Annotated in this window: 12 protein-coding genes and 1 other RNA gene; all 13 read right to left on the minus strand. The window is 44.0% G+C overall.

Annotation, left to right across the window (positions count from 1 at the left end; all coding sequences use genetic code 11):
• Positions 1-153: 153 nt before the first annotated feature.
• An RNA gene (gene rnpB, locus KDW99_RS12020) (RNase P RNA component class A) lies at positions 154-502 on the minus strand.
• Positions 503-585: 83 nt separating this feature from the next.
• On the minus strand, positions 586-1,893 hold the full coding sequence (locus tag KDW99_RS12025; protein ID WP_255825017.1) for a sensor histidine kinase: 1,308 nt from the start codon (positions 1,891-1,893) through the stop codon (positions 586-588).
• 6 nt (positions 1,894-1,899) lie between these two features.
• A complete protein-coding gene (locus tag KDW99_RS12030; RefSeq protein WP_255825018.1) occupies positions 1,900-2,598 on the minus strand; it encodes a response regulator transcription factor in 699 nt (232 codons plus the stop codon).
• Positions 2,599-2,807: 209 nt separating this feature from the next.
• Entirely contained in the window at positions 2,808-4,106 is a 1,299-nt protein-coding gene (locus KDW99_RS12035) for an adenylosuccinate synthase (RefSeq protein ID WP_255829282.1), read from the minus strand.
• Positions 4,107-4,144: 38 nt separating this feature from the next.
• Complete coding sequence (locus KDW99_RS12040; RefSeq protein ID WP_255825019.1) at positions 4,145-5,323, minus strand: ATP phosphoribosyltransferase regulatory subunit; 1,179 nt, start codon at positions 5,321-5,323, stop codon at positions 4,145-4,147.
• A gap of 12 nt (positions 5,324-5,335) precedes the next feature.
• Entirely contained in the window at positions 5,336-5,533 is a 198-nt protein-coding gene (locus KDW99_RS12045; RefSeq protein WP_255825020.1) for a DUF2065 domain-containing protein, read from the minus strand.
• 115 nt (positions 5,534-5,648) lie between these two features.
• Positions 5,649-6,530, minus strand: a complete 882-nt coding sequence (hflC, locus tag KDW99_RS12050; protein WP_255825021.1) for a protease modulator HflC — start codon at positions 6,528-6,530, stop codon at positions 5,649-5,651.
• The gene (hflK, locus tag KDW99_RS12055; RefSeq protein ID WP_255825022.1) at positions 6,530-7,777 is read right to left on the minus strand and encodes an FtsH protease activity modulator HflK; all 1,248 of its coding nucleotides are present in this window, start codon (positions 7,775-7,777) and stop codon (positions 6,530-6,532) included. The genes hflC and hflK overlap by 1 nt, the downstream gene beginning before the upstream one ends.
• A 40-nt stretch (positions 7,778-7,817) precedes the next feature.
• Positions 7,818-9,107: a ribosome rescue GTPase HflX gene (gene hflX / locus KDW99_RS12060; RefSeq protein WP_255825023.1), complete on the minus strand. Its 1,290-nt coding sequence runs from the start codon at positions 9,105-9,107 to the stop codon at positions 7,818-7,820.
• 35 nt (positions 9,108-9,142) lie between these two features.
• Positions 9,143-9,388: an RNA chaperone Hfq gene (hfq, locus tag KDW99_RS12065; RefSeq protein WP_012070321.1), complete on the minus strand. Its 246-nt coding sequence runs from the start codon at positions 9,386-9,388 to the stop codon at positions 9,143-9,145.
• Between the two features lie 87 nt (positions 9,389-9,475).
• Positions 9,476-10,408, minus strand: a complete 933-nt coding sequence (miaA, locus tag KDW99_RS12070; RefSeq protein WP_255825024.1) for a tRNA (adenosine(37)-N6)-dimethylallyltransferase MiaA — start codon at positions 10,406-10,408, stop codon at positions 9,476-9,478.
• Between the two features lies 1 nt (position 10,409).
• Entirely contained in the window at positions 10,410-12,338 is a 1,929-nt protein-coding gene (mutL, locus tag KDW99_RS12075; protein WP_255825025.1) for a DNA mismatch repair endonuclease MutL, read from the minus strand.
• Positions 12,339-12,397: 59 nt separating this feature from the next.
• Complete coding sequence (locus KDW99_RS12080) at positions 12,398-13,726, minus strand: N-acetylmuramoyl-L-alanine amidase (protein WP_255825026.1); 1,329 nt, start codon at positions 13,724-13,726, stop codon at positions 12,398-12,400.
• Positions 13,727-13,803: the final 77 nt, after the last annotated feature.

The raw sequence follows: 13,803 nt of genomic DNA on the forward strand, positions 1-13,803 counted from the left end.
AATGACACTTTTTAGACAAAATAGAGCCATTCTAAGAAATAGAAACAAACGAGAAGCAGAAGAACTAAAAGATATAGAAAAGCAAAAGTATAGAATGCGACATTAGGCATGACGCCAGCTGAATAAAAAAGGAAATAACGCAGGAAGAGAAAAATTGCAAGTTGGCCGATAAGCCGGGTTCTGTCGTGGACAGTCATTCATCTAATACGTACATCACTGCACGTCTTTAGCAACCTACCCGAACTCAGCGCGGGTCACGCCAAAGAGTTCCTATTTGGTCTTGCTTCAAGTGGGGTTTACCTTGCCACGAACTGTTGCCAGTCGCGCGGTGCGCTCTTACCGCACCATTTCAACCTTACCGGCAGTAAACTGCTTAGGCGGTGTATTTTCTGCTGCACTTTCCGTAGGCTCACGCCCCCCAGGCGTTACCTGGCACTTTACCCTGCGAAGCCCGGACTTTCCTCCCCCCAATAAATTGAGCGGCGACTGCCTAGCCAACTTGCGAGGCGCATATTACTTATCTATAAAGACAATAACAAGCGCTTTATCAAAAACAGAAGTTTTTCTTGAACTTAAAATCTAAGTTTAAGCAACAGGCAGTTGAAAACACACCTCTAAACCACCCTCCTGACGATTCTTAGCACTTATCTGCCCTTTGTGAGCACTAATAATACGCTGAGAGATAGTAAGACCAACACCAAAACCACCACTGTTAGCCTCCCGAGCTTCAGACGAACGGTAGAAAGCGTGGAAAATCTTCTCTAATTTGTCATCAGAAACACCAGGGCCATTATCTCGCACGTAGATAAAAGCAGTACCCGCCTTCTCTTGAGTTTCAACCTCAATCACACCATTACAACCTGCATAGAAACATGCATTGCGAAGTACATTTTCAATAGCATGCCGCAACTGAAGCGGATCACCCAATATAGTTTTTGGCGCACGACCGATTTTAGTGACTGAAATGCCTTTCAACTGACTTTCAAAACTCACGTCCTCGACGATATCACCCAAGAAATCTTGAAGATCCACCTCCTCTTTTATGAGAGAGGCCGCCTCTAAACGACTCAAAGTAAGCACCTGACCTATTAGCTCATCAAGCTCATGAAGCTCTGTTCGAATTCGGTTCAAATAGCCTCTTTGCGCCTCTGTACCATATTTGTCTTCTGCAATCGTTAACGCCACCTCTATCCTGGCAAGTGGCGTTCTTAACTCATGCGAAACATCACGCATTAACCGCTCTTTCGATGACAGCAGAGTGTCTATTCTAACGGCCATCTCATTGAACTCACGGGCTAATTTACCAACAGCATCGCTTCTTCGAGCCAGCTTATTTTCAACCCTAGCCGTCATATCACCTTGACCAAAAGAGCGAGCAACACGCTGCAACTTAAGCAGTGGCCCCAATAGCCAATAAGCCAAAACACCACTCGAAACGAGCAAGCCTAATAAAGAAAACCCGACAACCGCTTCCGGCGCTAGAGAGCTAATTTCAGGATTTGGTTTAAAAATAAGCAAATACTGAACATTATCCCCACCAATAACCTGAATAAATTGACTATGTAAAAAATCCGCCGAGGGCCTACTTGTAGCACTTGGCGTATTTTGCTCTCTAAAGTTACGAGGCAAAGCTTTTAAAAGAGGACGACCGTTTTCCTGATAAAGATAAATCGTTCCAGACAAACGCTTTTCAGCTTTTTCCGTCTCCTCTTGCAAAGAAGTAATACCGAACTTTTCATACCCAGCCACCAACTGAACACCGACATCCCCCAGTAAATCAGCTGACACCTGATTGCGCTTCTGGATAAACTGGACCATCCCCAAACCAATACTCACCACAACAATATTGGAAAGAAGCACTACCAGAAACACACGCAGAAAAGTATTTTTCATAAAAAGCTAAGCACCTAGTTCATTTGACACAAAAATATAGCCTACACCACGGACGGTTTTGATTCGAGGATCACCATTTTCTAAATTACCAATTTTTTTGCGCAGGTTACTAATATGCATATCCAAGCTACGATCATACATAGTCAACTTACGACCCAAAGCTTTTTCAGAAAGCTCTTGCTTTGTTAATACCTGGCCGGGTGCCATTAGCATGCATTCCAACAAGGTATATTCTGAAGTTGTTAACTCGACCAATTCACCTTCCAAATATACAGTCCGATCTTTGCGGCGCAATAATACACCAGAAAGATCTATATCAGCAGTTGGGTCGTCTTCTCGCTCCTGACTTGCTCGACGCAAAATAGCCTTAATTCTAGCCAACAACTCTCGCGGATTAAATGGTTTAGACAAATAATCATCCGCCCCCATCTCTAAGCCAAGAATACGATCTATATCATCGCCTTTTGCCGTCAGCATAATAACAGGCACCGAACTCTTATTACGTATCTGCTTTAACGTTTCAAAGCCATCCAACTCAGGCATCATAACATCGAGAATAACAATATCAGGCATCTCCGCAGCCATGAACTCTAACGCTTCACGACCATTCCAAGCATGCGCTACCTCGTAACCCTCGCCATCAAAATATTCTTTAATCAAATCCGATAAACGAGCATCATCATCAGCAAGCAATAACTTAACCATAAATATTCCCTCTCATTTTTTCATTATTTAGCAGGCATTTAAATTGCCTTAAATTCAATTGTAAATATTACCTTAGCCCCAGACAAACTCCTCCCCCTCTTTTCACTCTATTTACAAAGAATGCTAATATGCTGAACTTAGCAACCCATTAAAACAAAAAAAGCCGCAACTAAGCGGCTTTTTTTAACAACAAACCCATTATTTAAAACTTATTGTTTAAAAGGGTCGCGAATAACAATTGTCTCGTTACGATCTGGGCCAGTAGAAATAATATCAATTGGCACACCAACCTGCTCTTCAAGGAAGCGAATATAATCTTGAGCATTTTTTGGTAGCGCTTCAAAATTTGCAGCACCTACTGTTGATTCAGCCCAACCAGGCAACTCAACATAAACAGGCTTAGCCTTCTCATAACCTTCACTATCAACCAAAGAGCCGGCGACAGGGTTACCATTTTCGTCTGCGTAAGAAACACAAACTTTGATGACAGAAGAACCGTCAAGAACGTCCAATTTAGTCAGACAAATACCAGAAACAGAGTTAATCTGAACGGCATGACGCAAAGCAACAGCATCGAACCAACCACAACGACGAGAGCGACCCGTAGTTGCACCAAACTCATGACCACGACGACCCAAACGCTCGCCATCCTCGTCAAAAAGTTCAGTCGGGAAAGGACCAGAACCAACACGAGTGGTATAAGCTTTTGTAATACCAAGCACGTAGTCTAAATACAAAGGACCAAAACCAGTACCCGCTGGAGCACCACCTGCCGTTGTATTTGAAGATGTCACATAAGGGTAAGTACCGTGATCGACATCTAATAATGAGCCTTGAGCACCTTCGAACATAATGTTCGCACCCGCTTTACGCAAGTCATGCAGCAAGGTAATAGTGTCAGCCACCATTGGGCGCAAGAAATCCGCCATTTCCAAACCAGCAGCATACACTTCGTCAAAGGAAATAGGCTCAACTTTATGATATTGAGTGAGGACAAAATTGTAATACTCAAGGACTTCCTTAAGTTTGGCAGCAAAGCGCTCAGAATCCAGCAAATCACCAACACGAATAGCACGTCGTGCCACTTTATCCTCATAAGCAGGCCCTATACCACGACCCGTTGTACCTATCTTTTTCTCACCTTTAGCAAGCTCACGAGCCTGATCAATAGCAATATGATAAGGAAGAATAAGTGGACAAGCCGCACTGATTTTCAAGCGCTCAACCGCTGGAACACCTTGCTCCAACAACTCAAGCACTTCAGTTTTCAATGCTGCAGGAGACAACACAACACCGTTACCGATAATACATTGAACGCCTTCACGCAAAATACCAGAAGGAATCAAATGCAAGACTGTTTTCTTGCCATCAATAACCAATGTATGGCCAGCATTGTGACCACCTTGAAAACGTACAACCGCAGCAACATCTTCAGTAAGTAGGTCTACAACCTTACCTTTACCTTCGTCGCCCCATTGAGTGCCTAGAATAACAACATTTTTACCCATAATTTCAGGTCTCATTTAGATAGTTCTTAAAGAAAAGTCTAGCTCTGAACTGGCATCAACTGCCAAGCTTCATCAACAAATTCCAGCTTAAAATCAGCATCTCCAGGGTAAACATCATCCAAGACCTCTACCACTCGATATCCCTCAGCCCGCAAGGAATTCGCTTTATGCCAAAGCGCATCACTTGAGCAAATTGGCGAAAGAACAGTTTTTGGCTTATTGACCACAATCTCTGTCAAAGCAACCAAGGCTTTTACATCCGTACTAAAACCTGTAGCAGGACGGGACCGCCCAAACACTTGACCAATATTGTTATATCGTCCACCACGAGCAATTGCATTACCATGCCCAGGCACGTAAGCCGCAAAAACAACACCTGTGTGGTAACTATAAGAAACCAAATCACTCAGGTCGAAATGTAGACCCACCGCAGGGAAACGTTGGCAAATTGATTCACTCACTTTCTGCAGCAAAACAATCGCATCTCGGATTGACTCGCTTACATCACCAAGCAAATCTGCCGCATGTTTTAATACTTCTTTACCGCCACATAAACGTGGCAGACCAACCAACCATTGCTTCTGAATATCACGCAGACATTCAAGCCCATCAACATATCTATCAAGCTCCGGCAAATCTTTAGCCTTATAAAGCTCAATCAATTTACCTTCTTGATCCGCAGTCAAATCGCAAGCAGCAAGAACACCACTCACGACATCAACATGCCCAAGATCAAGAACAAGGTTAGACAAACCGGCCGTAGACAAGGTTTGCAACATCAAAGACAAAACTTCAACATCGCTTTCTACGCCGCCATGCCCATAAATTTCTGCGCCCAACTGAATGGGACTACGAGTACCATCTAAGCCAGCCGGCATTGTTCGTAGAACACTGCCACAATAACTCAAACGCTGCACACCATCATCTTTAAGGCAATGAGCATCAATACGAGCCACCTGGGATGTGAAATCGGCACGAATACCTAAAAGTCGACCTGATAATTGGTCGATTACTTTAAATGTTTCAATTTCTAGGTCTGAGCCAGCACCCGTAAGAAGGGAATCTAGATACTCTAAAAGAGGAGGTATTACTAAGTGATATCCCCAACTTTCATGGAGATTAAGCAGAGTTCTTCTAAGGTGCTCGATCTTAGCGGCCTGTTCAGGCAACGCCTCGTCAACGCCCTCTGGAAGTAACCAGCGATCTGCTAATGTCATTAAATTATCCTCTTAGCTTCGAGTCAGCAAAAGAAGCATTAATCCAAGAAACATACTAACCGCGCCCAGAATACGCAAATTCCAATCTGAGCTCGCGATAGCTTTTACCATTATTTCTCTCCACACATTAGGTGCGAGAAACGGCAAAATGCCCTCGGCGATCAATAAAAGGCTGACGCCAACCAGCAGCGACTGCAACAATTCCTGCATAGATTCTCTTTATTTTGACCATTAAAAAACCGGGCTGGGCCCGGTTTGTGTAATAGTACCATGTTTCCCATTTTAACAAATAGGCCTCATGTACGATTATTGACGAATATCCACTCTATTTAGCACTACGACTAGTGGAGCTATTCAGATACTTAAAGAATTCGCTATCTGGCTCAAGAACGAACAAATCATTGTTACCGTTAAAGCTTTCACGGTATGCCTGAAGACTACGATAAAATTCGTAAAACTCAGGATCTTGCTTGTAAACTTTCGAGTAAATAGCCGCTGCTTTAGCGTCACCGTCACCGCGAATCATTTCAGCATCACGTTGAGCTTCAGCTTCCAATACTACTTGCTGACGATCTGCATCAGCACGAATACCTTCAGCCAACTCCAAACCTTTCGATCTGTGCTCACGAGCTTCACGCTCACGCTCAGTTCTCATACGCTGATAAACAGACTCACTAACATCAGGCGGCAAGTCGATTCGCTTAACTCGAATATCCACAATCGAGATACCCAATTCATTCTGAGCAACTTGATTCAAGTCATCACGTAACTCAGTCATTAGCTGATCACGCTCGCCAGAAACCACTTCATGCATAGTTCGCTCACCGAACTTATTACGAAGGCCAGTATCTACACGAGAAGATAGAACTCGATTGGCAACAAACTCATCACCAGACGTAGCCTGATAAAACTTGGCAACAGAATCGATTTTCCACTTAACATAAGAATCAACCACAACAGCCTTTTTCTCTAGCGTCAAGTAACGCTGAGGGCGTGAGTCCATTGTTAGAATTCGAGCGTCAAATGTCTTAACCTCATTCATGATTGGAAGTTTAAAGTGAATACCAGGTTTAACATCATCCTGAACAATTTCACCAAACTTAAGCACTACAGCACGCTCTGTCTCTTTAACAACAAATAACGTCTGAGATGCGACCAACACACCAAGAAGGGCAATAAATAAAATGAAAAAAGAAAAGCCTCTCATTAGTTTCTGCCCTCTCTACGAATGGTTGCACTTTGGCGCTTGCGAATCTCATCAAGAACCTGATCAGTTAACGCCCCAATGTTGTTTGAATTCAAAGATCCAGCACCTTTAGAAGACTCAGCACGCTGTTTCATCAATTGATCCAGAGGCAAATACATCATGTTATTTCCACCTTTAGTGTCAACAACAACTTTATTTGCGTCTTTATAAACAGACTCCATCGTCTCAATATACAAACGACGACGTGTAACGTCTGGCGCCTTAGTATACTCACGATACAATCGATCAAAACGATCCGCTTGACCGCTCGCTCGAGCTACTATTTCAGATCGATAAGCCTCAGCCTCTTCTCTGATACGCTGAGCACGACCACGAGCTTCTGGAATAATACCATTCGCATAAGATTCAGCTTCGTTACGTACACGTAACTCATCTTCTTTCGCTTTGATAACATCATCAAAAGCCTCTTGCACCTGAGTCGGCGCTTGAGTATTTTCAACGTTGACTTTCGAAATCAATAAACCGGTACCGTATGCACTACTGTAATCCTGAATACGTGCCTTAACTTCTGACGCCAATAACTCACGACCTTCCGTTAAAATCTGATCCATTTCAGAACTACCAACAACATGACGAAGTGCACTTTCTGTCACCTGAGCAAGAGATTCTTCTGGATTTCGAACATTAAGCAAGAAATCCTTTGGATCCTGAACAGAGTATTGGACAGAAACACCCACCTCAACAATGGCATCATCAACCGTCAACATCAGCGCTTTATGATCATGAGAACGAACTTTCGTTACATTCACTTTACTCACAGAGTCGATCATAGGTGGATTCCAATGAAGACCTGGCATAACCGTGGAGTGATACTTACCTAAACGAAGCACAACCCCTCGCTCCTGCTGATCTACCTGGTAAACACCAGTAGCTGCCCACAAGGCAAGCAAAGCAATCAACACAATGGCAATCAAACCACCGCCAAATTTGCTAGACATACCACCAGAGCCACCACCATCAGAGCCACCGGATTTGCGCGTTTTTTTAACGCCAAGCATCCCCATTAACTTCTGAAAAGCCTCATCCAAGTCTGGAGGCCCTTGTTCATTGCCTCCAGGCTTACGACCCCAAGGGTCATTGTTGGTCTCTTTTTCACGATCTCCATCTGGGCGCCCAGCACCATTATTACGGTTTTTATCTGGATTCCATGGGTCATTGTCGTTATTACCCGGTTCATTCCAGGCCATACTACGTCTCCACTTTATTTTAATGATAATCCTGTACAGCTCACACCGCTTCTATCTGATCCTCAGACATGCCTGCGCGAGCCAAAATCTGCAAATAATCTTTTTTAGGCAACTTTACATCAAGAACAAAACGACCCGCTTCATCAAAGCGCTCCGATTTCACCGCTCCATGCTCGAACAACATAGCCCTTAAACGACCATACTGACTCGACAAATAAAGTGTTTCACTAAAAACATCTTCTGCTAACAGTTCAGCAATAGCTTGCTTAAGTAAGTCAACACCTTGACCATCACGAGCAGACAACCAAACTCGGAAAGGGTTCCCGTTAGCATCCCTATCAATTCTAGGTTCTGCTGTCGGCAAGGCATCAATTTTGTTAAATACAGTCAAAGTTGGCACTTCATTAGCGCCAATTTCTTCCAGCACAGAATCAACATGCTTCATATTCTCATCACGAGAAATATCCGCTGCGTCCACTACATGCAATAACAAATCCGCCTCAGACGACTCTTTTAAGGTCGCCTGGAATGCCTTGATCAATCGGTGAGGTAATTGACGAATAAATCCCACCGTATCAGCCAATACTATAGAGCCTATTTGCTCTAAATCTAAACGCCTCAAAGTTGGATCTAGGGTGGCAAACAATTGGTCGGCCGCAAAAACTTCAGCACCTGTTGCTCTATTAAATAAAGTAGATTTGCCTGCGTTGGTATAGCCCACCAGCGACACCGTTGGAACAGAGGAACGATCACGCGATCGGCGATTCTGATCCCGCTGAGAACCTACTTTTGCCAGTCTTTTCTGAATGGCTTTGATACGCTCTCTAAGCAATCGACGGTCAGTCTCAAGCTGGGTTTCACCGGGCCCACGCATACCTATACCGCCTTTTTGGCGTTCTAAATGCGTCCAACCACGAATAAGACGAGTCGACATGTGTTGTAATTGAGCCAACTCAACTTGCAATTTACCCTCATGGGTACGTGCTCGCTGAGCAAAAATATCAAGTATAAGCCCTGTACGATCAAGCACACGACATTGTAAGACACTTTCTAAGTTACGCTCTTGGGAAGGAGATAATGCATGATCAAAAAGAACAATTTGGGCTTCCTCTCGATCAACAATATCTTTAATTTCTGCTAGTTTGCCAGTACCGATAAAATATCTAGCATCAGGTCGCTGACGAGATCCCGTGACAACAGCCACAGGGTCGGCACCAGCAGAAATAGCAAGTTCAACAAACTCTTCTGGACCATAAGACTCATTTTGATCATGAAAATCTATATGAACCAATACAGCTATATCACCACTATCTGGACGTTCAAAAAACAATCTATTATTCCTCTGCTTGTCTTATTACAGACAAACTATTCAGCGTCATCTTCCGGCTGATCAGGAGACGGGATGCGAATTGTACGGGAAGGCACAACTGTAGAAATGGCGTGTTTGTAAACCATTTGACTAACAGTATTTTTCAATAGAATCACAAACTGATCGAATGATTCGATTTGACCTTGAAGTTTAATTCCATTTACAAGAAAGATGGATACTGGCACTCTTTCTTTACGTAGAATATTTAGATAAGGGTCTTGTAATGATTGCCCTTTTGACATTGTGATCTCCTTAAACAAGCAAAAAAATTAAATTAATTATTGATAAAACAATACTATAGATAGTACACCAAATCTTTATTTATTTCCCTATATAATCCTGCTTTCTATATAATTCAAGGCTTCAGGCACAAGATCTTTCGACAAACTATCAAAAATCATCAGATCCTCCCATCCCCTCAACCAAGTAAGCTGCCTTTTTGCCAATTGACGAGAAGCAACCACCCCTTTAAAGATAGCATCATCTAGCAAATCAACACCGTCTAAATATTGCCATAACTGCCGGTAGCCAACGCAACGCATAGAAGGCATATCAATCGTTAGATCACCACGCTTGTAGAAGCCTTCAACCTCTGCTAAGAACCCCTGATCCATCATGTCATAAAAACGCTGCTCAATACGTTCGTGCAACACACTGCGCTCTTTCGGCATCACTGCCATATTGATCATCTCAAACGGCAAAGACACCGCTTCCTGCTGCGCCCAGAAATGGCTCATCGTTTTGCCGGTCAGCCGATACACTTCAATAGCACGCTGCAAACGCTGAGGGTCATTAGGATGAATCCGAGACGCTGCCTCCGGATCAAACTTCTGTAGCTCTTCATGCAAAGCCACCCAGCCCTTTTCTGCCGCTTCAGCCTCAATCAATGCACGTAACTCTGCATCCGCCTGCGGCATTTCTGCCAGCCCCTTTTGCAAAGCATTGAAATACATCATAGTACCACCCACTAAAAGTGGCGTTTTTCCCTTGGCAATAATCTCTTGCGAATGCTCGACCGCATCCAAAACAAAATCAGCGGCCGAGTAAGATTCAAGAGGATCGATAATATCAATCAATCTATGAGGTGCTCTAGCAAGCAACTGTGCATCCGGCTTAGCCGTACCAATATCCATTCCTTTGTAAACAAGAGCAGAATCGACACTGATAATTTCAAAATTATGCTGCTCAGCCAGCTCAACTGCCAAACCTGTTTTCCCTGATGCCGTCGGCCCCATCAAACACACAACATGCGGTTTTGTCATATCAACGTCCTCTCAAAAAGAGTTTATCTAAATCAGACATACTTAAGTGTGCCCAAGTTGGTCGGCCGTGATTACACTGCCCACTTCGCTCAGTGACCTCCATATCACGAAGAAGACTATTCATCTCGGCAATAGTCAACTTACGATTTGCACGCACAGCACCGTGACACGCCATTGAAGCCATCAACTCGTTAGCCCGCGACTCCATCAGATCGGACACACCATTCGCAGACAAGTCACTAATCACATCACGCACAAGACCTTCCACATCGCCACGTATCAGTATAACGGGAACTTCGCGAACCATAGCACTTTCTAGCCCAGTTCTTTCTACTCGAAAGCCAAATGCTTCAAAAACCTCACCACTTTCCTCAACAAGATCCGCTTCACTTTGCGACACAGCGATATTTATCGGTACTAGTAAAGGCTGAGATGAAATATTTTTTTGATAAAACGCGGTCTTCATACGCTCATAGACAATTCGTTCATGAGCCGCATGCATATCCACTAAAATAAGACCCTGCTCACTTTCAGAAAGAATATAAACACCGTGCAACTGAGCCACAGCAAAACCCAAAGGTGGAACCGCTTGGTAATCACCTTCAGATCTAACAAACGGACTTTCACCCAGCCCCACAACATTTGTAGGAGAAACCTCTCTAACTTCACCGGTTTCAGGATCAACCTCTTCTGTTTTAGAAGCATACTCCTGAGCATAACCAGACAGGCGACTCATGCCATCAAGTTGACCTCGAACCTCTGACGCTCCCAACGAATTTGAAGTAGAGCGCATCCAGTCCATCGAAGAAGACGCAGAACGATTAGACAAGGGCAAAGCAGATTGCTCTGTTATATTCGCACCATAACTTGCCTGCTCATCAGTCTGCACCGAATCATTCATCCCAGTAGGGGCGGCATCTGATTCTGGGCGAACATCCGCGATAGCCTTATGAATACGACTAAACAAGAAGTCATGCACTAAACGACCATCACGAAAGCGCACTTCATGCTTTGTCGGATGTACGTTCACATCAACCGTCGAGGGGTCCAACTCAAGATATAAAACAAAAGTAGGATGACGACCATTATACAAAACATCACGATAAGCCTGACGCACTGCGTGAGCCACCAGTTTATCTTTGACCACACGGCCGTTTACAAAGAAATACTGCAGATCCGCCTGAGAACGAGAAAACGTCGGCAAACCAATCCACCCCCACAAACGCAAACCAGCCGCCTCAACATCTAGCGTCAATGAATTCTCGATGAATTTTTTGCCCAGCAAAGTTGCCAACCGATGCTCAGCATGAAGCTGATCGGTGACAGGACGAAGGTCATAAACTTGTTTACCGTTATGACTCAGTCGAAAGCCAGTTTCATAACGACTCAACGCCAGCCGCTTAACGACTTCTTCAAGGTGCGCGAATTCCGTTTTTTCAGTACGAAGAAACTTACGACGAGCAGGCGTATTAAAAAACAAATCACGCACGTCGATAGTTGTACCCTGGGGATGGGAGGCTGGACGAATTGCCGTCGCCATATCCTTGCCTTCCGCCTCAACTCTCCAAGCTTCTACTTCATTTTCAGCCTGAGAGGTTAGGTGCATTCGCGATACAGAACTAATACTGGCTAACGCCTCACCACGAAAACCAAGAGTACAAACAGCCTCTAAATCGTCCAAGGTAATGATTTTACTGGTAGCATGACGACTTAACGCTAACGACAGGTCATCTTTCATGATGCCTGTGCCGTTATCGCGAATCTTGATACGTCTTACGCCACCTTGCTCCACATCAATATCAAGCTGCGATGCGCCAGCATCAAGACTATTTTCAAGCAATTCTTTAACAACGGAAGCAGGACGTTCAACCACCTCTCCCGCGGCGATTTGGTTGGCTAGACGTGGAGATAAAAGATTAATTCTTTGCATGAACGACCTTTAATTTGAGAACAGCCTCTTTGAGAAATAAAGAGGCTTTAATAAGACTTTTAACCAGCAGGAATAACAAGCTTCTGACCAATCCAAATAACGTCATTACTTAGATTGTTAGCTTGACGCAAAACAGACAAGGACACCTGATTTCGACGCGCGATTTCGGATAGAGTATCACCCTTACTAACCGTGTAAACATAATCAGAATGTTTCTTTTGCTTCCAAGCAACCAAGGTTCCATCAGGGGCATTTTTGGTGAAATACTCAACCACACCTTTTGAAATAGAATCGGCTAATTTCACACGATACGTTCTGCTCGATAAATTCTTGGCTTCGGTTTTATTGGACACAAAGCCAGTTTCGATCAATATAGAAGGAATATCTGGCGACTTCAGCACCACAAAGCCAGCCTGCTGAACACTGTCTTTATGCAATACTGCAACCCCCTTCATCTCCCCCAGAACACTCTTACCGATATTAAGGCTCATTTGGATAGTCGAATTCATCGACATATCCAATAAAACTTCAGCAAGTAACTGATCTTTATCATCCAACGAAATTCCGCCCACCAAATCAGCCGAGTTTTCCTGTTGAGCCAACCAGCGACCCATTTCAGAACTTTTGCCACTTAATGACAACGCCCAAACAGAAGCCCCTCTAGCACTGGATTTGGTAAACGCATCCGCATGAATGGATATCATCAAATCAGCGTTAGCCTCACGCGCTACGCGGGAACGATCTCTCAGCTGAAGGTATTTGTCTGTTGAGCGAGTTAACACCGCTTTAAAGCCGTCAACCGCATTGATACGGCGCGCTAGCTCTTTACCAATAGAAAGCACGATATCTTTCTCTCGCACATTATATTGCCCCAATGCACCAGGGTCTTTACCGCCATGGCCTGGATCAATTGCAATCACAATATCGCGCTTCTCTTTAGAGAGGTTCGCTAAACTTTTAACAATAGTCGCAGGCTTTCTTACCCCGTACTCAAGCTCAACCAATATCCTAGGGCCATAAGTACCATTGGCAGCCAAAACAGTGCTTTTTGCCTTAGCCGCCTGCCCCAAATCAAGTACAAACCGAACACCTGAATCTCGGCGCGCATATCTTACTCGCATCAAAACATCTGAAGACAGCGCAGACAAGCCATTTACCACTGAGGGACTTAAAACCACTCCGCTAATATCTAAAACAATACGATCAGGATTAGAAAGAGGAAAAATACGGTGCTCTGCAGCCTCAGAAAGCTCAAACACCAAACGTGTCACCCCCTCTTGCTGAGCAACACGAATATCTCGAACCTCTGCAGCCAAAACACTACAAGTCGCCAAAGACAGGATTGAACAAATAAAAATAAATAGATAATTACGAAATTTAGTATGCATATCAGACAGCTAGCTAGTATATCTGACACACTATAACTGCTGATTAAATGGATCTCAATCTTACTTATAGTAAAGTC

The sequence above is a fragment of the Marinomonas rhizomae genome (assembly GCF_024397855.1).
In the GTDB taxonomy this organism is placed as follows: domain Bacteria; phylum Pseudomonadota; class Gammaproteobacteria; order Pseudomonadales; family Marinomonadaceae; genus Marinomonas; species Marinomonas rhizomae_A.